Origin of the sequence: Streptomyces sp. CB02923 (assembly GCF_001905005.1) — a bacterium.
In the GTDB taxonomy this organism is placed as follows: Bacteria; Actinomycetota; Actinomycetes; order Streptomycetales; family Streptomycetaceae; genus Streptomyces.
In genome coordinates, this window is sequence record NZ_LWKZ01000028.1 from 66,270 (window position 1) to 86,659 (window position 20,390).

Here is a 20,390-nt window from a genome sequence, read left to right on the forward strand (position 1 = left end):
ACACCCACTTCTTGGGTACGGAAGTTGTGACGCGGGCAACGCATACGGGAGGAACCCCCCGTAGTGCACCACCTGCGCCGCCACCGTCAGTCGGCGAGAGCCTTGTCGAGGGAGTCGTGCACGGTGAACACCGCGTCCGCGCCAGTGATCTCGAAGACCCGCGCCACCACCGGTTGCATCCCGGCCAGATGTACCCCGCCTCCCCCGGCCTCCGCCTTCAGGCGGGCACCGAGCAGTACGTTCAAGCCGGTGGAGTCCATGAACTCCAGTTGCGAGCAGTCGACGACCAGTCGCGCGAAGCCGTCCGCGACACACCCCTCGAGTGATTCGCGCAACAGGTCCGCGGTGTGGTGATCCAGCTCACCCGCGACGGACACGATCGCGCTGGCACCCTGATGCCGGATCGCGACATTGAGCCGTCCCCGGCTGGCACTGCCGACCGTCCCGCGGTCCATGCGCGTGCACCCCTCTTGCTGTCTCGGCGTCCGATTGCTGACGACTGCGCTGACCGAACACTACGCCTTCGATACACGCAGCTGGTAGCCGAACAATACGTAATTCACAGCAAACTCGGACAACACGCACTTGCCATCTTCCGGCAAACCCAGGTAGGCGTAGTAAGGACACATTCGAAACGGCCGGCTTTGGAGGCGCCGCACACCGCAGCTTCGCGTAGAGGCATCGGCAGCCATATGCCGAGAACGATGGAGGACAACATGTCACCCCGGCTCGACGAATTGCGCACCGAAGACACCACGGAGACCGCGTCGTCGACTCCCCTGTCAGAGACCACCCTCGCGGAGGCCGCTCTCACCGAGGCCGTCCTGGCCGAGGCCGCCCTGCCCGACCCGTCCCGAACGACTCATTCCCCGCAGATCACATCTGAATCAGCCGAATCGGATGTGGCAGGAATCCCCGAGCTCGACGGGCTGCCCGAGATCCCGCCGTACGCCGAGGTGGGGCCGGTGGACGCACGGGCCCTGTCCAAGACCCTCTTCGAGCGCCTGGAGTCGCTGGAAGAAGGCACGCACGAATTCGCGTACGTCCGCAACACCCTGGTCGAGCTCAACCTCGCGCTGGTGAAGTTCGCGGCCTCCCGGTTCCGCTCCCGCAGCGAGCCCATGGAGGACATCGTCCAGGTCGGCACCATCGGCCTGATCAAGGCGATAGACCGCTTCGAGCTCAGCCGCGGCGTGGAGTTCCCGACGTTCGCCATGCCGACCATCGTCGGCGAGATCAAGCGTTTCTTCCGTGACACCAGCTGGTCCGTACGGGTGCCCAGGCGCCTGCAGGAGCTCCGCCTGGACCTGGCCAAGGCCGGCGACGAGCTGGCGCAGAAGCTGGACCGGTCCCCGACGGTGAGCGAGCTCGCCGAGCGCCTCGGCATCACCAACGAGGAGGTCGTCGAGGGCATGGCCGCGAGCAACGCCTACACGGCCAGCTCGCTGGACGCCCAGCCGGAGGAGGACGACAACGAGGGTGCGCTGGCCGACCGCATCGGCTACGAGGACCACGGCCTCGAAGGCATCGAGTACGTGGAGTCGCTCAAGCCGCTGATCGCCGAGCTGCCCCCGCGTGACCGCAAGATCCTCTCGCTCCGCTTCGTCGCCAACATGACGCAGTCGGAGATCGGCGAGGAGCTGAACATCTCCCAGATGCACGTGTCGCGGCTGCTGTCGCGCACGCTCGTCAAGCTCCGCAAGGGGCTGATGGTCGAGGAGTGAGTCCGGCGAACACCTCGCGGTCGCTGCCGGCCTGACGGGCCGGCAACCGCCCGCGCGGAAGAGGGCCTGCCCCGGTCACCCGGGACGGGCCCTCTTTTGCCGACAGGCGCGCCTACAGCGTCGTGATGATCTCCTCGCCCGAGAGGCCCGGACCGTTCTCCTCCGTGAAGTCGACGGTGACCTTCACGTCGTCGCCCGGGGCGAAGTGCGAGCCGGGAGCCTGCTCCAGGTTCAGCCGGAGGGCGCGGGTCTTGTAGTCACACGTGATCTCCCCGGCCGGGACGGTGCCGGTGGCCGTCGAGACCGGGTCGGCCTTTCCGTCCGCCTTGGTGACCTTGCCGGCCAGCCCGAACGTGTAGCCGGTGTCGCAGGAGTAGCCGAGGTTCACCGAGAGCCGCTGCCCGTCGAGCGTGACCTTGTCAATGGACACCACGTTGGCCTTCGCCGCGGCGGTCGGCGCCATGGCCAGTGCGGCGCCGCCGAGGACGGCGACGGCCGCCGCGGTACCGGCGATACGCGCCGTGATGCGACCGGTCTTCATAGGATTCCTTCCCCCCGCGCGGTCACCCGTGGCGCGTGCCGGAGTTTTCTCCGGCTGTGCGGGTGACTGCGGCAGTTGTTCGCGTGGAGCCCGGACATTACGTGATCTCCGTAATGTCCGGTAGCGGAATCCGTTGAATCCGACGCCGTTCGAAGGCGCTGCCCCTCGACGTCGCTGCCCCTTGAAGTCGCTGCCGTTCAGACGCGTTCGCCGCGGTGCCAGACCTGGGAGACGAGGGGTACGCCCGGACGGTAGGCGAGGTGGACGTGGGAGGGCGCGTCGAGGAGGGCGAGGTCGGCGCGGGCGCCGGGGGTGAGGCGTCCCACGTCGGTACGGCGCAGGGCCGCCGCGCCGCCGGCCGTGGCGGACCAGACGGCTTCGTCGGGGGTCATCTTCATGTCCCGTACGGCCAGGGCGATGCAGAAGGGCATCGAGCTGGTGAAGGACGAGCCCGGGTTGCAGTCGGTGGACAGGGCGACGGTGGCGCCCGCGTCGAGCAGGGGGCGTGCGTCGGGCCACTGCGCGCGGGTGGAGAACTCGGCGCCGGGCAGCAGGGTGGCGACGGTCGCGCTGTTGGCGAGGGCGTCGATGTCGGCGGCGTCGAGGTGGGTGCAGTGGTCGGCTGAGGCGGCGTCGAGTTCGACGGCGATCTGTACGCCGGGGCCGTGGTGGAGCTGGTTGGCGTGCACGCGCGGGAGCAGGCCCTTGGCCTTGCCCGCGGTGAGGATCGCGCGGGCCTGGTCGCCGTCGAAGGCGCCCTGTTCGCAGAAGACGTCGATCCAGCGGGCGTACGGGGCGCAGGCGTCGAGCATGGGGCCGGTGACGAGGTCGACGTACCCGGCGGGGTCGTCGGCGTAGTCGGGGGAGACGATGTGCGCGCCGAGGAAGGTGACTTCGTCGGTGTGGGCGGCGGCGATGCGCAGGGCGCGGGCCTCGTCCTCGACGTTCAGGCCGTAGCCGGACTTGGTCTCCAGGGTCGTGGTGCCCTGGCGGAGCGCTTCGGCGAGGTACTTGGCGACGTTGGCGTGCAGTTCCTCGTCGGTGGCGGCGCGGGTGGCGGCGACGGTGGTGCGGATGCCGCCGGCCGAGTAGGGGCGGCCGGACATCCGGGCGTTGAACTCGGCGGTGCGGTCGCCGCCGAAGACCAGGTGGGAGTGGGAGTCGACGAAGCCGGGGATGGCCGCGCGGCCTCCGGCGTCGTGGTGACTGTCAGTGGCGGGTGCTTTGCTTGTCGTACCGATCCAGGCGACGCGGTCGCCGTCGAAGACGACGGCCGCGTCCCGGATGAGACCGAGGGGGCCTTCGCCGAGGGAGGGGTCGTTGGTGACGAGGCTGGCGATGTTGGTGATGGCGGTGGTGTGGCCGTTCGCGGTGCGTTCCGCGGCCGTGGTGCTGGGGTTCATCGTGGGGGTGCTCTCCTTCGGCCGCGGATTCAGCCGCGTACGGCCGCGATGGCCTCGGCCAGTGCGGTGGGGACGTCGGGCACGAGCGTGTGGACTCCGTCGCGTACGACCTGGCGACCGCCGACCACCGTGTGCCGCACGTCCGCCCCGGAGGCGGCGAATACGGCCGTCTCGGCGCCCAGCCGGGGCAGCGGCCCCGCGGTGCGTACGGAGTCCAGCGCGATCGTGGTGAGGTCGGCGAGCGCACCGCGTTCGATGGTGCCCGCCTCGTCCCAGCCCAGCGCGGCGTGGCCGTCGGCGGTGGCGGCGCGCAGCAGGGCGTTGGCGGTCCAGTGGCCGCGGGTGCGGGTGCGCAGCCGTTCGTCCAGCTCCATCGCGCGGGCCTCTTCGAAGAGGTCGATGACGGCGTGGCTGTCGCTGCCGAGCGACAGGGGGCTGCCGGCGGCCTGGAGGCGGACGGCGGGGCCGATGCCGTCGGCGAGGTCGCGTTCGGTGGTGGGGCACATGCACACGCCGGTGGTGGCGGCGCCCAGCAGGCGGATGTCCTCGCCGGTGAGGTGGGTGGCGTGCACGGCGGTGGTGCGGCGGCCCAGGACGCCGTGCTCGGCGAGGAGAGCGGTGGGGGTGCGGCCGTGCGCCGCGTGGCAGGCGTCGTTCTCGGCGGTCTGCTCGGAGAGGTGGACGTGCAGCGGTGCCTGCCGCCGGTCCGCCCATTCCGCGACGGTGCCCAACTGCCCTGCGGGTACGGCGCGTACGGAGTGCACGGCCGCTCCGATGCGGGCGTGCGGGCGGCCGTCCTTCAGGAGGGAGGCGCGTTCGGCCCAGGCGTCGGCGGTGCCGTCGGAGAAGCGCAGCTGGTGGTGGTCGGGGGCGGCGCCGAAGCCGGCGGAGAGATAGGCGGTGTCCAGCAGGGTGATGCGGATGCCCGCCTCGTCGGCGGCGGCGATCAGGGCTTCGCCCATCGCGTTGGGGTCGGCGTAGCGGGTGCCGCCGGGCCCGTGGTGGAGGTAGTGGAATTCGCCGACGCAGGTGATGCCCGCGAGCGCCATCTCCGCGTACACGGCCCGCGCGAGGGTGTAGTAGGAGTCGGGGGTGAGCCGGGAGGCGATCTGGTACATGACCTCGCGCCAGGTCCAGAAGGTGCCGGAGCCGACCTGGACCGTGCCGCGCAGGGCGCGGTGGAAGGCGTGCGAGTGGGCGTTGGCGAGGCCGGGCAGGGTCAGGCCGCGCAGGGGGACGGCGCCGGGCGGCGGCGCGTCCACCCCGGTCCGTACGGCGCCGATGAGGCCGTCGGCCGGGTTCACGTCCACGGCCACGCCCGGCTCGACGTGGGTGCCGAGCCAGGCGTGTTCCAGCCAGTACGTCTTCGGGGCGGCCGGCCCCGGGCCGTCGCCGGGTCGCGGGGTCGGCTCGGCTTCCTGCGGCGTCACCTGCACGCCAGGCCCTCCAGTACGTCGGCGAGTGCGGTCACCCCGGCGAGGCAGTCGTCCTCGGCCGCGCGTTCGGCGGGCGAGTGCGAGACGCCGGTGGGGTTGCGTACGAACAGCATGGCGGTGGGGACGGTGGCGGACAGGATACCCGCGTCGTGTCCGGCGCCGGTGCCGAGGACGGGCACCTCGCGGGCGCCGCCCGGCCGGCCGTCCGCCGCCTGGGTGAGGATCTTGGCCAGCTCGTCCCGCAGGGCGTGCCCGAACTCGACGACGGGGGTGAAGGACTCCCGGGTGACCCGGACGTCGACGCCGTCGCGCTCGCCGCGCTCGGCGGCCTCCCGCTCGATGGCGGCGATGACGGTGTCCAGCGTCTCCTGGTCGGCGGCGCGGGAGTCCAGCCAGCCGCGTACCAGCGACGGGATGGCGTTGACGCCGTTCGGCTCGACGCTGATCTTGCCGAAGGTGGCCAGCGCGCCGGCCAGTTCGGCGCTCTTGCGGGCGGCGAGCACGGTCGCGGCGTAGGTGAGCATCGGGTCGCGCCGGTCCGCCAGGCGGGTGGTGCCGGCGTGGTTGGCCTCGCCGTGGAAGTCGAACCGCCAGCGGCCGTGCGGCCAGATGGCGGAGGCGATGCCCACGGGGTCGCCGGTCAGGTCGAGCGCGCGCCCCTGTTCGACGTGGAGTTCGACGAACGCGCCGATGCGGGACAGCCGGCCGGGGTCCGCGCCGATGGCGTCCGGGTCGTATCCGGCCCGCTCCATGGCCTGCGGCAGCGACACGCCGTCGGCGTCCCGCAGTTCGTGGGCCGCCTCGGTGGTGAGCTGTCCCGCGCTGAGCCGGGAGCCGACGCAGGCCAGGCCGAAGCGGGCGCCTTCCTCGTCGCCGAAGTTGACGATCGCCAGCGGTTTGGCGGGCTCGGCGCCGCGGCTGCGGAGTTCGTCGAGCGCGGCGAAGGACGACACGACGCCGAGCGGGCCGTCGAAGGCGCCGCCGTCGGGGACGGAGTCCAGGTGGGAGCCGGTGACGACGGCCTCGCCGGGGGCCACGTCGGCGGCGGACGCGGCGCCGAGCCAGGCCCACTGGTTGCCGTTGCGGTCCTGCTCGTAGGCGAGTCCGCGGGCGCGGGCCTGGGCCTCGAACCACGCCCGGCAGTCGGCGTCGGCGCCGGTCCAGGCGAAGCGGCGGTAGCCGCCGCTGCCGGTGTGGCGCCCGATGGGCGCGAGGTCCCGCCACATCTCGTGGAAGGACGCCGCGCCCGGCCCGGCGCCGCGCGCCGGGCCGCCGGGCCGCGCGGGGGTGTCCGCCGGGCCGTCGTACGGCGGGGTCACTCGCCCTCCCGCATCGGGATGCGCACGCCGCGCTCGGCCGCGACCTCGTCGGCGCGGTCGTACCCGGCGTCGACGTGGCGGATGACACCCATGCCCGGGTCGTTGGTCAGCACCCGGCGGATCTTCTCGCCGGCCAGCGGGGTGCCGTCGGCGACCGTGACCTGTCCGGCGTGGATCGAGCGGCCCATGCCAACGCCGCCGCCGTGGTGCAGGGAGACCCAGGAGGCGCCGGAGGCGACGTTGACCATGGCGTTGAGCAGCGGCCAGTCGGCGATGGCGTCGGAGCCGTCGAGCATCGCCTCGGTCTCCCGGTACGGGGACGCCACCGAGCCGCAGTCCAGGTGGTCGCGGCCGATGGCCAGCGGTGCCTGGAGGGTGCCGTCGGCGACCATGTCGTTGAAGCGCTCGCCCGCCTTGTCGCGCTCGCCGTAGCCGAGCCAGCAGATCCGGGCGGGCAGGCCCTGGAAGTGCACCCGTTCGCCCGCCAGCTTGATCCACCGGGCGAGGGACTCGTTCTCCGGGAAGAGGTCGAGGATCGCCCGGTCGGTGGCGGCGATGTCCTTGGGGTCGCCGGACAGCGCGGCCCAGCGGAACGGCCCCTTGCCCTCGGCGAACAGCGGCCGGATGTAGGCGGGCACGAAGCCGGGGAAGGCGAAGGCGCGCTTGTATCCGGCGAGTTCGGCCTCGCCGCGGATGGAGTTGCCGTAGTCGAAGACCTCGGCCCCGGCGTCCATGAAGCCGACCATGGCCTCGACGTGCCGGGCCATCGACTCGCGGGCCCGACGGGTGAAGTCGGCGGGCTGTTCGGCCGCGTACGTGGCCATGTCCGCGAAGTCCACGCCGGTCGGCAGGTACGCGAGCGGGTCGTGGGCGGAGGTCTGGTCGGTGACGATGTCGATCGGCGCGCCGTCGGCGAGCAGCTGCGGCAGCAGGTCGGCCGCGTTGCCGAGGAGGCCGATGGAGAGCGGCTTGCGCTGGTCACGGGCCTCGACGGCGAGCTGAAGGGCGTGCTGGACGCTGTCGGCCTTCACGTCCAGGTAGCGGTGCTCGATTCGCCGTTCGATGGCGCGGGGGTCGCAGTCGATGCAGATGGCGACGCCGTCGTTCATCGTGACGGCGAGCGGCTGGGCGCCGCCCATGCCGCCGAGTCCGGCGGTGAGGGTGATCGTCCCGGCGAGCGAGCCGTTGAACTTCTTCGCGGCGACGGCGGCGAACGTCTCGTACGTGCCCTGGAGGATGCCCTGGGTGCCGATGTAGATCCACGATCCGGCGGTCATCTGGCCGTACATGGTGAGGCCGAGGGCCTCCAGCCGCCGGAACTCCTCCCAGTTGGCCCAGTCGCCCACCAGGTTGGAGTTGGCGATGAGCACCCGCGGCGCCCACTCGTGCGTCTGCATGACGCCGACCGGGCGTCCGGACTGGACGAGCATGGTCTCGTCCTGCTTGAGCGTGGTCAGCGTGCGCACCATCGCGTCGAAGGAGCGCCAGTCGCGGGCCGCCTTGCCGGTGCCGCCGTAGACGACGAGCTTGTCCGGGTGCTCCGCCACCTCCGGATCGAGGTTGTTCTGCAGCATGCGCAGTGCGGCTTCCTGCTGCCATCCCCGGGCGTTCAGTTCCGTACCGCGCGGTGCCCGCACGGGTCGCGGTCCCGACATGGGCCGTGCCTCCCTGACGTCGATGCGAATGGATCGAGCTATTCACATCTTGGAGGCGTTGAATAGGACTAGTCAACAGGTCGGGGCGGGTCGGGCGGCGGGTTTCCGGTTCCGGCGGGTTCCCGCGGCCCACGAGGGCCGACCGGGGCACCCGCCGGTTCCGTCCTCAGCGCACCGTCTGGTCCCCGTCCGGCACGTCCGTCACCGTGACCTTCGCGCGCGGCTGCCCCAGGCCGTCCGCCACCGCCTTCGCCAGACCGCCGGGGTCCGGACGCGTCGGGAACGGCACGGTCTCACCGTCCCCGTAGCTCTCCACCGCCTTGGTGAAGTAGCCGGGCAGCCAGGCGCCGACCGCGCCCCTGACCTCCACCGCGGTCACGTCCCGGCCGCCGACCCGGTCCCGCAGAGCGCCGAGGATGCGGTCGGACCGGTACTCCCCCGGCACCTGGAACAGGCTGGCGTGCGCGCCCGCCAGCCCGCCGTCCGCGAGGCGGACCGTCACGGTCAGGCAGCTGGTCACGCTCGGGTAGAGCAGCGCGCCCCCGGGCCCGGCCTCCCGGACCTGGCCCTCGGTGATCCGGACGGCCGGGGCCGTCCGGTCGGCGGCGGCCGCCGCGCTCCCCGCGTGGTCATGCGGCCGGTCCTGTGCCGCGGCCGGTCCCGCCGCCGCGTGCAGCGCCAGCAACGCGACCGGCACGGCGAGCAGCCGCACGCCCGCCCCTCGCCGCACGTGGCTCCCGCTGCCCGGTATCTCCCTGGTGAACACTGTGCTCCGCTCTCTCTGCCCGTACGCGACGGCCGCGTACGACAGCTCACCTTCGCAGCCGCACCCCCGGGGCCCGCACGGCCACCCCTACAGCACGAACCCGCACGGAAAGGGATCGGACGGATCGAGGACGTACCGGGCCGTGCCCGTGATCCAGGCCCGGCCGGTGACCGTCGGCACGACCGCCGCCCGCCCGCCGACCCGCGCCGTGCCCACCAGCCGGCCCGTGAAGCGGGTGCCGATCAGGGACTCGTTGACGAAGGGCCGGTGCAGCGGGAGCGCGCCGCGTGCGTGCAGCTGGGCCATGCGGGCGCTGGTGCCGGTGCCGCAGGGCGAGCGGTCGAGCCAGCCGGGGTGGATGACCATGGCGTTGCGGGAGTGCGAGCCGTCCGGGCCCGGGGTGCCGGGGGCCGTGAACTGTACGTGGCGGCAGCCGGAGATGGCCGGGTCGGCGGGGTGGACGGGCCGGTCGCGTTCCTCGACCGCGGCCATGACGGCCAGGCCCGCGGCGAGGATGTCGTCCCGGTGGGAGGCGGCGAACGGGATGCCCAGCGCGGCGAGCGGCGTGATCGCGTAGAAGTTGCCGCCGTACGCCAGGTCGTAGCGGACGTCGCCGAAGCCGGGGACCTTCACCACGGCGTCCAGTTCGTGCGCGTACGAAGGGACGTTGTGGAGGGTGACGTGCTCGGCGCGGCCGTCGCGCACCGTGACCCGGGCCGCCACCAGCCCGGCCGGGGTGTCCAGCCGCACGGTGGTGACGGGCCCGGTGACCTCCACCAGTCCCGTCTCGACCAGGACCGTCGCGACGCCGATCGTGCCGTGCCCGCACATCGGCAGGCATCCGGAGACCTCGATGTAGACGACGCCCCAGTCGGCGTCCGGCCGGGTCGGCGGCTGGAGGATCGCGCCGCTCATCGCGGGGTGCCCGCGCGGCTCGTTGACGAGCAGGCGGCGGATGTGGTCGAGGTGTTCGGCGAAGTACCGGCGGCGGTCGGCCATGGTCGCGCCGGGGATGGTGCCGACGCCGTCCGTGACGACGCGGGTCGGCATGCCCTCGGTGTGGGAGTCCACGGCGCCGAAGGTGTGCACGGCGCGGGCTGCGGACGGGCCGCGCACGCTGCCGTCCGTCATCACCCGGCCGCTTTCGCCCAGATCTCCAGTGCCTGGACGGCGCCGCGCAGGTCCGCGTCCAGTTGCCGCCGGTGCTCGGGCAGGAGCGGGCCGCGCGGCGGCCGGCAGGGGCCGCCGTACCGGCCCACGAGGTCCATCGCGCGCTTGACGGCCTGGACGAACTCGGTGCGCGAGTCCCACCGGAACGCGGCGACCAGCGGTTCGTACAGCTCCCGCGCCTCGGCCACGCGCCCGGCCCGCGCCAGCTCGTAGAGGCGTACGGACTCGGCGGGGAAGACGTTGGAGAAGCCGGCGAACCAGCCGGTGGCGCCCATCAGCAGCGCTTCCAGCACCAGGTCGTCGGCGCCCGCCACCACGTCCAGGCCGGGTGCCTGTTCCTTGATGTGCAGCACCCGGCGGATGTCCCCGGAGAACTCCTTGACGGCCACGACGCCGTCGATCGCGGCGATCTCGCGCAGGGTCTCCGGCGTCAGGTCGACCTTCGTGTCGAGCGGGTTGTTGTAGACCATCACCGGCAGCCCGGCGGCCGCTACCTCCTCGAAGTGCCGCACGGTCTCCGCGGTGTTGGCCCGGTAGAGGGTGGGCGGCAGGCACAGCACGCCGTCCGCGCCGTCCTCGGCCGCCAGCTCCGCCCAGTGCCGCGCCTGGTGCGAGCCGACGCCGTGCACGCCCACGACGACCAGCGCGTCGCGCCCCACCGCGGCGACGGCCGTGCGGGCCACGGCGCGGCGTTCGCCGTCGGTGAGGGAGGAGTACTCGCCGAGCGAACCGTTGGGCCCGACCCCGTGACAGCCGCTGTCGACGAGCCAGCGGCAGTGGTCGGCGTACCGGTCGAGGTCGGGCCGGAGCCCGGCGGGGGCGGTCCGGTCCTCGGCGTACGGGAGGGCGGTGGCGACGATGACGCCGGTCAGGGACGTACGGGAGGCGGCGGTGCGGGACGTGCGGGGCGTTGGCGTCGCGTGGTCCGTCATGGCGGGTCCTCTCGGTACGGGACGGCAGCCCCGGAGGTGCCGGGGCTTCGGGTCGGGAGGCCGGGTGCGGCCAGGTCCGCGAGGCGGACCGGCTGGGCTATCGGGCGCCGGTCGGCCGTCTGGGGGTCGGGGAGGGCGTCCGGGCCGCACAGACCGGCCGCGTTGCGGGCGCAGATCCGGCCCTGGCAGGGGCCCAGGCCGACACGCGTGGCGAGCTTGAACGTGCACATGCCGTCCGCCGCCGCCCCGCCTCCGCCGTCCCCGGCCCGCTGCCCCACCGCCGTACGCAGGACGCCGTACGGGACCTCCTCGCAGCGGCAGACGAGCGTGTCCTCGCCGAGCCAGGTGTGCCACCCGTCGCGTACGGGGTGGGCCTCGGCGAGCAGCCGGGCGAAGCGGCGGCCTGCGACGACCCGCCGCCGGGCGGCCAGCGCGCGCGTCACCACGTCGGCCGGGACGCGCTCAGCCACGCCGGACACCACGTCCGCCACGCCGGGCACCACGTCCGCCACGCCGGGCACCGCGTCCGCCGCGCCGGGCACCACGTCCGCCTCGCCGGGCCCCGCCCAGCGGGCCGCCGCCAGTCCCGCCAGTTCGCCTTCCGCCGCGGCGAGCGCCGCGCCGCCGATGCCGGTGGGCTCCCCCGCCGCGTACACGCCGGGTACGGAGGTCTGCTGCCAGGCGCCGACCGCGACCCAGGCGCCGTCGCGCAGCGTGCACCCGGCGGCGAGGGCGAGTTCCAGCTGCGGGGTGAAGCCGTGGCCGACGCAGACCGCGTCCACGCCCTCGACGCGGTGTCCGGTGCCGGGCACGATGCGCCAGTCGGGCGTGAGGCGGGCCACCGTCACCGCCTCGACGCGGTCCCGTCCGTGCGCGGCCACGACGGCCCGGCGGGTCCGGTACGGGACGCGGTGGCGGGCCAGTCCGGCCGCGTACGCGAGGAGTTCGGGCAGTTTGCCGTGTCCGTCGCGGAGCGCGGCCACCGGCGCGCGCAGCCAGGCGGCGGGCGATCCCGCCTCGTACACCCCGAGAACCCGCGCACCCACGGTGAGCAGCGACGACGCCACCGGCAGCAGGAACGGTCCGGTGCCGGAGACCACCACGCGGCGGCCGACCGCCGTCCGCTGGCCCTTGGCGAGGGCCTGGGCCGCGCCCGCCGTGACGACGCCCGGCAGGTCCCAGCCGGGGAACGGCAGGGCCCGGTCGTACGCGCCGGTGCACAGGACGAGCGCGGCGGCGCGCAGGGTGTGCGCCGTGCGGCCCGGGGCATCGGCGGGCCCTTGGAGGACGTGCACGGTCCACCCGGCGTCCGTACGGCCGGGCGGGGCCGCCTGGTGGCCGCCGCCCGGCTCCAGCGCCCAGACGGTGCATCCCGGCAGCCACTCGACGCGCGGGTGTTCCTGTACGGCACGGACCGCCGCGCCCCGCGCCGGCCCGTCCGGCGCCTGCCGGTGGAACTGTCCGCCCGGCCGTTCCCCGTCGTCCACCAGCACCACCCGCGCCCCGGCACCGGCCGCCGCCAGCGCCGCCGCCATGCCAGCGGGCCCGGCCCCCACGACGACCACCGGCACCGCCGCGTCACGTGCCGCGGCCGTGGGCGCGCCCGCGGCGGGATCCGCCGGAAAGCGCGGCAGCCGCGCCCCCTCCTGGGTCTCGATGCGGTCGCCCTCCTCGACCACGCGGCGGCAGGCCCGTACGTCCGGTACGCCGTTGACGACCACCAGGCAGTCGTGGCAGACGCCGATGCCGCAGAAGAGGCCGCGCGGGCGGCCGCCGCGTGTGGTCCGCCAGGAGGCGCGTCCCGCGCCCAGCAGGACCGCGGCGGCCGTCTGGCCCGGCCGCGCCCGCCGTTCGGCGCCGTCCACCGTCACGCGGAGCACCGCGCCTCCTCCGCCAGCCCCGGCCGTGCCACCCGGTACGGCTCCGGATCGAGGCACGGGCGCTCGCCCGCGTAGAGCTGGGCGAGGAGTTCACCGGTCGCGGGTGCCAGCCCGATGCCCGCGCCCTCGTGCCCGGTCGCGTGCCACAGGCCCGGCAGGCGCGGGTCCGGGCCGATCACGGGGAGGTGGTCGGGGGTGTACGGGCGGAAGCCGCCGTACGCGCGGATCACCGGGACGTGGCCGAGCACCGGGAACAACGTCACCGCGTTACGGGCGAGTTCGCGCAGGACCGGGGTGCGGAAACGTTCCTCGAAACCGGCCCGCTCCCGGCTGGAACCGATGAGCACCGTGCCGCCCCGGGTCGCCTCGACGACCGTCGCGGTCCGCAGGCCCGCGCCGCCGCTGCCGACCGCGCCCACGTATCCGGCGTCGTACACCTTGTGCCGGACCGTGCCCGGCGGCAGCGGCGCGGTGACCAGCACCAGGCCCCGGCGCGGCCGGACGGGCAGCGGCGCGCCCGCCTCCCGCGCGAACCGGCCCGCCCACGGGCCGCACGCGTTGACGACCGCGCCGCACGGCAGCGTCCCGGCCGAGGTGTGCAGCGCCGTCACCCGCCCGTCCGCGCCGCGCCCGACGCCGAGCGCCCGCACTCCGGCCCGCAGCGTGCCGCCGCGCCGCCGTACGGCGTCGAGCAGCGCGGTGGCCGCCGCGACCGGCTGGATCTGGGCGTCCTGCGGGTAGTGGACGGCGGCGCGGACGTCCGGTGCCAGATGCGGTTCGTAGCCGTGTACGCCGTCCGGGCCGACCTCGTGCGCGGTGACCCCGGCGGCCCGCTGGGCGGCGGCGAACCCGGCCAGCGCCCGCGCGCCCGGCTCCCCGCGGGCGACGACGAGGCCGCCCTTCGTCTCGTACTCGCACCGCTCGGCGAGCCCGCCGCGCCCGCGTTCCCCGGCCTCCAGTTCCGCGAGCAGCCGCGGCCAGCGGGCGGCCGAGGCGAGGGCCAGGACCAGTTCGGGCCCCGGGGGCTTGTCGGAGACCAGGAGGTTGCCCTCGCCGTGTGCCGTCGTGCCGGAGGCGAGCGGCCCGCGGTCCACGACGGTGACCCGTATGCCGCGCCGGGTGAGCGCCTCGGCGCAGGCCGCGCCGATGATGCCGCTGCCGACGACGGCCACGTCGGGGTACGGGGGCCCGGCCGGACCGGACGGCCGCGGCCGCCGCGCCGCCTCACTCGCCTGGACGCGCCGGTATCGCATGAACCCGCACCACCCGTTCCGCGAAGGGACCCTCGTGAGAGCGCCGTGACGTTATTGCCGCGTGCCGTCGAGGTCAACACCGCGTGCGGGCGGGCCGGTCGATGGCGGCCACGGCAGGCAGGTGGTGCAGTGGTGCCATGAGCCCCGCGACGCCTCCGCCCTCGCCCTCCCCCGCCTCTCCCGACCCCTCCGCCACCGGTTCCCCGTCCGCCGCCGCGGGCACACCGGCCACGCACGGGCCCGCCCTGCGGGACCGCGCCGTCGCGGCAGCCGTCGCCCAGGGGCTGGTCAGCGCCGCCGACCCCGTCGCGGGCCTGCTCGACATCGCCGGAATCCGCCGGTCCGCCGCCGAACTGCGCGCCGCCTTCGCCGAGTTCACCGCCCCGGGCACACCGGTCCTGCACGCCTTCGCCGTCAAGGCCGCCTCCCTCGTCCCCGTACTGCGGCTGCTCGCGCAGGAAGGACTGGGGTGCGAGGTCGCCAGCCCCGGCGAACTGGCCCTGGCCCGCGCGGCCGGACTGCCGCCGGACCGTACCGTGCTGGACTCGCCCGCCAAGACCCACGCGGAGCTGCGCGAGGCGCTCGCCCTCGGCATCGCCGTCAACGCCGACAGCTTCGGGGAGCTGGCCCGCCTGGACGCCCTGACCGCCGCCGCACCGACCGCCTCGCCGCTGGGCCTGCGGGTCAACCCGCAGCTCGGCGGCGGCAGCATCGACGCGATGAGCACCGCCACCGGCATGTCGAAGTTCGGGGTGGCGCTGCGCGACCCCGACGCCCGCGAACGGGTCGTACAAGCCTTCCTGGACCGCCCGTGGCTGACCCGCCTGCACGCCCACGTCGGGTCGCAGGGCATGCCGCTCGAACTGATGGCGGACAGCGCACGCGTCCTGTACGGGCTGGCCGAAGAGATCAACGAGCGGGCCGCGCGGGCCCAGGTCACCACCTTGGACATCGGCGGCGGCCTGCCGGTGAACTTCGCGTCGGACGAGACGGCGCCGACGTACCGGCAGTACGCCCGGCTGCTGCACCGCACCGTGCCGGGGCTCTTCGACGGCCGCTACGGGCTGGTCACCGAGTTCGGCCGCTCGCTGCTCGCCGAGCACGGCATGGTCCTGGCCCGCGTCGAGTACACCAAGTCCGCCGGCGGCCGGCGGATCGCGGTCACCCACGCGGGCGCGCAGGTCGCCACCCGCACGGTCTTCGCCCCGGACTCCTGGCCGGTACGGGTGGCCGCCTACGACGCACAGGGCCGCCCCGGGACCGGCGCGGCGGCCGCCCAGGACGTGGCCGGGCCGTGCTGCTTCGCGGGCGACCTGGTCGCCCGGAACCGGACACTGCCGCTCCTGGAACCGGGCGACCACGTCGCCCTCCTGGACACCGGCGCGTACTACTTCTCCACCCATTTCGCCTACAACTCGCTGCCGCGGCCCGGGGTGCACGGGTACGCGCCGGGCCCGGACGGCACCCTGCGCTGGGCGACCGTACGCGCCGCGCAGCGCGTGGACGAGCTGGTCGCCGAGAGCGGCGGCGCGTACACGGACGCCCTCACCCAGCTCTAAAAATCTTCCCCGCCGGGCATGTCCGGCTCATGCAGACCCCCGCCACGGACACCGCAGGGCCGACCGGCCCGCACCCCCCGCTGCGCCGCGCCATCGGCCCGAAACTGCTGGTCCTGCTGGTGGTCGGGGACATCCTCGGCACCGGCGTGTACGCCGTCACCGGCAAGGTCGCGGGCAAGGTCGGCGGCGCCCTGTGGCTGCCCTTCGTGATCGGGTTCGGCATCGCCGCGCTGACCGCCGCCTCGTACGTGGAGCTGGTCGGCAAGTACCCGAAGGCGGCGGGCGCCGCGCTCTACACCCAGAAGGCGTTCCGGGTGCCGTTCCTGACCTTCCTCGTCGCCTTCATGGTGATGTGCTCGGGCCTGAGCTCGGCGAGCGCCGCGGCCCGTGCCTTCGGCGGCGACTACCTGCGCACCTTCGCCGACCTGCCGCCGACCCTGGTCGCGGTGGTGTTCGTGCTGGCGCTGGCCGCGCTGAACCTGCGCGGCGTGGCGGAGTCGGTGAAGGCGAACGTGGTGCTGACCGCCGTCGAGGTGTCCGGGCTGCTGATCATCATCGGGCTGGGGGTGGCCGCGGTCTGGACGGGCGGCGGGGAGCCGGCGCGGCTGGCCGAGCTCGACACCGGCGGTACCAGCTTCGCCGTGCTGACCGGCGTGCTGGGCGCCACCGGGCTCGCCTTCTTCGCCTTCGTCGGGTTCGAGGACTCGGTGAACATGGCGGAGGAGACCCGCGACCCCGGCCGCAATTTCCCGCGCGCGATCTTCCTCGGGGTGGGGATCACGGGCACCGTCTACGTCCTGGTCGCCCTGGTCTCGTCGCTGCTGGTCGACCACCGGCGGCTCCAGGGGTCGTCGGCGCCGCTGCTGGAGGTGGTGCACGCGAGCGGCGCGACGTTCCCGCCGGAGGTGTTCGCGCTGATGGCGCTGTGCGCGGTCAGCAACTCCGCGCTGATCAACATGATGATGGCCTCCCGGCTGTGCTACGGGATGGCCAACGAGCGCATCCTGCCGCGCGCCGTCGCCCGCGTCCTGCCGGTCCGGCGCACGCCCGTGGTCGGCATCGCCCTGACCACGGCGCTGGCCCTGGGTCTGGTCCTGACCGGCGAGATCGAGGGGCTCGGCGACACGACGGCCTTCCTGCTGCTGTGCGTCTTCGCGGTCGTCAACGTGGCGGTGCTGGTGCTGCGCCGCGACCCGGTGCCGCACCGCCACTTCCGTACGCCCACCGCCCTCCCGGTGCTCGGCGCCGCCGGGGCCCTCGTGCTGGCCAGTCCGCTCGCCGACCGGGCCGTGGAGGTGTACGTACGGGCCGCCGTGCTGGTGGCGATCGGTGTCGTCCTGTGGGGCGTGAACCGGCTCGTGCTGCGCGCCCGGGGCGAGTGACTCCCGGCCGTCAGCCCCTCGCGGCCTTCGGCCGGGCCGCCTTCGCCCCTCCCGGGCGCGCGTCCTTGGCCGCGACGCCGGTCGTCAGGTAACCGCGTACGTCCCGGCCCGCGGGCCCGCCGCGTACGGCCGCCTCCGTACGGACCCACAGCAGCACGTCGTGGTCCCGCTCCCAGCGGCCCAGCCACAGCGCCTTGGCCCACAGTCCGAGACCCGCCCCCGCCAGCAGCATCCCGCCGGCCGCGGGCAGCACGAACGAGGAGCCGAGCGCGGCCGGGAACGCCACGAGCAGCCACCAGCGGTGGGCGCGGCGCCAGGCCCGCAGCGTCACGGCGCGGTCCTGGAGGACGGCCGACTTCCCGGCCCGCGACGCCGCCTTCGCCAGGTGCGCGTACCGCTTGCGGCGCACCGCGAAGACCGCGTACGCCGCGATGATGAACAGCGCCGCACCGGCGTACACCCCGATCCGCCGCCCGGCCGGTGCGGGCACCAGCACACCGGCCCCGGCGGCCAGCACCCCCGGCCACCACAGCCACCCGGCCGGCGCCCGTACCAGCACCGCCACCCGCGCCAGCGCAACAGCCCCGCGACCCACGACAACCTCCTCGTCCGACGATCCGGCTACGGATCCACGTCACGGCGGCGGATGGTAGCCAGCCCGTCTGAGAATTCCGTGAGGCCGCAGCGGCGGAGGAGGGCGGGCCGGGAGGGGGCCCGGCGGCTCACTCCACGAACAGGCCCCGCTCCGCCGCCTTCGCGTCGAACTCCTCCAGCCGCGCCTGCGCGTCCGGCAGCGCGTCGCACATCGCCTCCAGCAGGACCCGGCCGAGCAGCATCGGCGCGCAGGCCGTGTCGAAGGCGAGGCCGGTGCCGACCGCGGCGGGCAGCAGCAGGTCGGTGTGGCGGGCGACCGGCGCGAAGGCGCTGTCCGCGACGGTCACGACGGTCAGGCCGACGGCCCGCGCGTACTCCAGGGCGTCGACGACCTCGCGCGGGTGGCGCGGCAGCGCGAAACACAGCAGGGTGCTCGCGCCCGCCTGCTGCGCCGCGTCGATGCGGTCGGTGAGCATCGTGCCGCCCTCGTCGAGCAGCCGGACGTCCGGGTGGACCTTGCGGGCGAAGTACGCGAAGCCCGCGGCCTGCGCGGTCGCGGCGCGCAGGCCGAGGACCGGCAGGGGCCGGGAGGCCGCGAAGAGCCGGCCGGCCCGGACCACCGGACCCGGGTCGGCCAGCACCGCCGCGAGGTGGCGCAGGTTGTCGATCTCGGCCTGTACGGCCTGCTGGTACTCGTTGTACGTCCCGGTGCCGCGCGCCGCCGGGGCGGGCGCGACCTCGCGCAGGTGCTTGCGCAGCGCCGGGTAGCCGTCGAAGCCGAGCGCGACCGCGAAGCGGGTCACGGACGGCTGGCTGACCCCGGCCAGTTCGGCGAGTTCGACGCTGGAGAGGAAGGGCGCGTCACCGGCCCGGCGCACCATGCAGTGCGCGATGCGCCGCTGGGTCGGGGTGAGGCGGTGCCCCTCGAAGAGCTTCTGGAGGCGTGCCGCGGTGCCGGTGGCGGCGCCGGGTCCGGACGCCTCCGCCGCGTTCGCGTCCGCCGCCGTGCCGCCGCGGTCCTCGCCGCCGTCCCCGTTCATCGCTGCCTCCCGGCCGTTGTTCCCGGCCGTGCTCCCGGCCTTCGTGTCGTTCCTGCCCGTGCGGGGCGGCGCACCGCGTGCGTCCGTCCCGCCGCCCGACTGTACGTAATCGGGGCGCGCTCCCCGTCCCTTTCTTCCCGCTTCACAGCGCGGCCGGCCCGTCCAGCAGGTCCTCCGCCACCCCCACGTCCTCCGTCAGCGGCCGGTCCGCCATCCGCGGGTCGAGCGCCCCGGCGGCCAGGGCGAAGGCGCGCGCCGCCGGTACGTCCGGCGCGGGCTCCAGCGAGCGCATCCGCAACGCCCGTACGGCCGCCACGAGTTCGCAGGCGAGCACCCGCCGGTACGCGACGCGGGCACGCAGTGTCTGGCGTGCGCCGAGCGACGCGAAGCTGGCCAGTTCCTCCACGCCGCGGGAGAGCACCGCGTGCCCGAGGGACGCGGGCTGCGAGGCGGCCCGCAGCTCGCCGAGGGCGGCCCCGGCCGCGTATTCGAGGATCATCACGCCGGAGCTGGCCGGCGCGTGGTCGCCGAGGAAGGGGCGCAGCCGGGTGAGGTCCGGCTCGGAGAGGGCGGCGAGGCGGGCCGTGGACAGCAGCGCGGTCTGGAGCACGGCGAGCCGGAAGCCGTCCAGGGCGAGGGCCGGGTGGGCGGCGTAGAAGTTGCCGTGGTGATAGGCCGCCTGGTCCGCCACGCTGATGAGCGGGTTCTCGGCCGCGGCGTTGACCTCGACGGCCAGGACCCGGTCGAGGGCGTCGGCGGCGTCCAGCGCCGGGCCGTGGATCTGCGGGATGCAGCGGAAGCCGTACGGGTCCTGGATGCGGCCCAGCGGCGGCGCGGGCCGGGCCGCGGCCCCGGTCAGCTCCCGCATCCGGGCCGCGACCGCGGCCGATCCGGGGTGCGGGCGGGCCAGCACGACCGGCTCGGCGAACGGCTCGCAGGAGCCGCCGACCGCGAGCAGGGAGAGCGCGGCGACCGGCAGCGCGGCGGCCAGCAGGCGCCGCAGGCCGTCCAGGGCGAGCGCGGCCTGTCCGAGGGTGAGCGCGTTGCTGCTGATGAGGGCGAGCGCGTCGTTGCCGTCCAGGGCGAGGGGCGCGGGCGCCGGGGCGCCGCCCGGTGTCACCCAGGGGTGCTCACCGGCGAGCGCCAGGCCGGTCTGCGCGAGCGCGGCCAGGTCTCCGGTGCCGACCGCCCCGTACTCGTTGACGACGGGGTACGCGCCGGTCTCCAGCGCCCGGACCAGCGCGGTGATCACCGCGGGACGCAGCCCCGCGCCGCCCGCCAGCAGCTGGTTGGCGCGCACGGCGAGCATGGCGCGCACCTCGCGGGCGGGCAGCGGGTCACCGATCGCCCCGGCGTGGCTGCGCAGCAGGCGCAGGCCGTGCCCGTCGTCGGCGGCGGTCACGTCCTCCGTGCGGTTGGCGCCGACGCCGGTGCTGCGGCCGTAGACACGGCCGGTGGCGGCGAGGCGGCGGGCGGTCTTCCAGGACTCCTCGGCGTGGGCGAGGTCTTCGGGGCCGAGGGCTGCGGGGCGGGCCGTACCGTCCGCGAGGGCGACGATCCCGGGTACGCCGAGCCCGCGTCCGTCGAGCACGACCGTGGCGGCGGGCCGGGCGGGCGGCGCGGGGGCGGGCGTACCGGCGGGCGACGTGTCGGCGGGCGTGCGGGCGGGCTTCGTGTCGGCGGCGGGCGTACCGGCAGGCTTCGTGCCCTGGTCCAGAGTCCGGGACGGCATGGTG

At 74.8% G+C, this 20,390-nt stretch carries 17 protein-coding genes; 3 read left to right on the forward strand and 14 right to left on the reverse strand.

Going from position 1 to position 20,390, the window contains the following annotated elements; all coding sequences use genetic code 11:
- Positions 1 to 86: 86 nt before the first annotated feature.
- A complete protein-coding gene (locus tag A6A06_RS38365; RefSeq protein ID WP_073768535.1) occupies positions 87 to 455 on the reverse strand; it encodes an STAS domain-containing protein in 369 nt (122 codons plus the stop codon).
- A gap of 261 nt (positions 456 to 716) precedes the next feature.
- On the opposite strand from A6A06_RS38365, the gene A6A06_RS38370 reads away from it, so the two are divergent.
- Positions 717 to 1,724 (forward strand): RNA polymerase sigma factor SigF, encoded by a 1,008-nt coding sequence (locus tag A6A06_RS38370; protein ID WP_073768848.1) that lies wholly within the window; start codon positions 717 to 719, stop codon positions 1,722 to 1,724.
- Positions 1,725 to 1,836: 112 nt separating this feature from the next.
- On the opposite strand, the gene A6A06_RS38375 is transcribed toward A6A06_RS38370, so the two are convergent.
- The 10 genes from A6A06_RS38375 to A6A06_RS38425 all read right to left on the reverse strand — a co-directional run bounded on the left by A6A06_RS38375 (position 1,837) and on the right by A6A06_RS38425 (position 14,079).
- Positions 1,837 to 2,265 (reverse strand): hypothetical protein, encoded by a 429-nt coding sequence (locus A6A06_RS38375; protein ID WP_073768537.1) that lies wholly within the window; start codon positions 2,263 to 2,265, stop codon positions 1,837 to 1,839.
- A gap of 197 nt (positions 2,266 to 2,462) precedes the next feature.
- Complete coding sequence (gene hutI / locus A6A06_RS38380; RefSeq protein WP_073768539.1) at positions 2,463 to 3,668, reverse strand: imidazolonepropionase; 1,206 nt, start codon at positions 3,666 to 3,668, stop codon at positions 2,463 to 2,465.
- 29 nt (positions 3,669 to 3,697) lie between these two features.
- Complete coding sequence (locus A6A06_RS38385) at positions 3,698 to 5,023, reverse strand: formimidoylglutamate deiminase (protein WP_073768849.1); 1,326 nt, start codon at positions 5,021 to 5,023, stop codon at positions 3,698 to 3,700.
- A 71-nt stretch (positions 5,024 to 5,094) separates the two neighbouring features.
- A complete protein-coding gene (locus A6A06_RS38390; protein WP_073768850.1) occupies positions 5,095 to 6,330 on the reverse strand; it encodes an allantoate amidohydrolase in 1,236 nt (411 codons plus the stop codon).
- Between the two features lie 89 nt (positions 6,331 to 6,419).
- Positions 6,420 to 8,078, reverse strand: coding sequence for a urocanate hydratase (hutU, locus tag A6A06_RS38395; RefSeq protein WP_073768541.1), 1,659 nt, complete (start codon positions 8,076 to 8,078; stop codon positions 6,420 to 6,422).
- Positions 8,079 to 8,244: 166 nt separating this feature from the next.
- Positions 8,245 to 8,790, reverse strand: a complete 546-nt coding sequence (locus tag A6A06_RS38400) for a hypothetical protein (RefSeq protein WP_242441157.1) — start codon at positions 8,788 to 8,790, stop codon at positions 8,245 to 8,247.
- A 141-nt stretch (positions 8,791 to 8,931) separates the two neighbouring features.
- The gene (locus A6A06_RS38405; RefSeq protein WP_073768545.1) at positions 8,932 to 9,975 is read right to left on the reverse strand and encodes a proline racemase family protein; all 1,044 of its coding nucleotides are present in this window, start codon (positions 9,973 to 9,975) and stop codon (positions 8,932 to 8,934) included.
- On the reverse strand, positions 9,975 to 10,946 hold the full coding sequence (locus A6A06_RS38410) for a dihydrodipicolinate synthase family protein (RefSeq protein ID WP_073768547.1): 972 nt from the start codon (positions 10,944 to 10,946) through the stop codon (positions 9,975 to 9,977). Before A6A06_RS38410 ends, A6A06_RS38405 begins: the two co-directional genes overlap by 1 nt.
- The gene (locus A6A06_RS38415) at positions 10,943 to 12,826 is read right to left on the reverse strand and encodes an FAD-dependent oxidoreductase (RefSeq protein WP_242441158.1); all 1,884 of its coding nucleotides are present in this window, start codon (positions 12,824 to 12,826) and stop codon (positions 10,943 to 10,945) included. The genes A6A06_RS38410 and A6A06_RS38415 overlap by 4 nt, the downstream gene beginning before the upstream one ends.
- Positions 12,814 to 14,079 carry an NAD(P)/FAD-dependent oxidoreductase gene (locus A6A06_RS38425; protein ID WP_079194640.1) on the reverse strand — a complete coding sequence of 422 codons (1,266 nt, stop codon included), beginning with the start codon at positions 14,077 to 14,079 and terminating at the stop codon, positions 12,814 to 12,816. Before A6A06_RS38425 ends, A6A06_RS38415 begins: the two co-directional genes overlap by 13 nt.
- A gap of 137 nt (positions 14,080 to 14,216) precedes the next feature.
- On the opposite strand from A6A06_RS38425, the gene A6A06_RS38430 reads away from it, so the two are divergent.
- A complete protein-coding gene (locus tag A6A06_RS38430; RefSeq protein ID WP_079194641.1) occupies positions 14,217 to 15,638 on the forward strand; it encodes a diaminopimelate decarboxylase in 1,422 nt (473 codons plus the stop codon).
- A gap of 29 nt (positions 15,639 to 15,667) precedes the next feature.
- Complete coding sequence (locus A6A06_RS38435; RefSeq protein ID WP_073768549.1) at positions 15,668 to 17,020, forward strand: APC family permease; 1,353 nt, start codon at positions 15,668 to 15,670, stop codon at positions 17,018 to 17,020.
- A gap of 10 nt (positions 17,021 to 17,030) precedes the next feature.
- Here the strand turns inward: A6A06_RS38435 and A6A06_RS38440 are convergent, their stop codons facing one another.
- The 3 genes from A6A06_RS38440 to A6A06_RS38450 all read right to left on the reverse strand — a co-directional run bounded on the left by A6A06_RS38440 (position 17,031) and on the right by A6A06_RS38450 (position 20,386).
- Positions 17,031 to 17,615 (reverse strand): hypothetical protein, encoded by a 585-nt coding sequence (locus A6A06_RS38440; protein WP_073768551.1) that lies wholly within the window; start codon positions 17,613 to 17,615, stop codon positions 17,031 to 17,033.
- Positions 17,616 to 17,742: 127 nt separating this feature from the next.
- Positions 17,743 to 18,654: a MurR/RpiR family transcriptional regulator gene (locus A6A06_RS38445; RefSeq protein ID WP_073768553.1), complete on the reverse strand. Its 912-nt coding sequence runs from the start codon at positions 18,652 to 18,654 to the stop codon at positions 17,743 to 17,745.
- Positions 18,655 to 18,796: 142 nt separating this feature from the next.
- Positions 18,797 to 20,386, reverse strand: coding sequence for an aromatic amino acid ammonia-lyase (locus tag A6A06_RS38450; RefSeq protein WP_079194642.1), 1,590 nt, complete (start codon positions 20,384 to 20,386; stop codon positions 18,797 to 18,799).
- Positions 20,387 to 20,390: the final 4 nt, after the last annotated feature.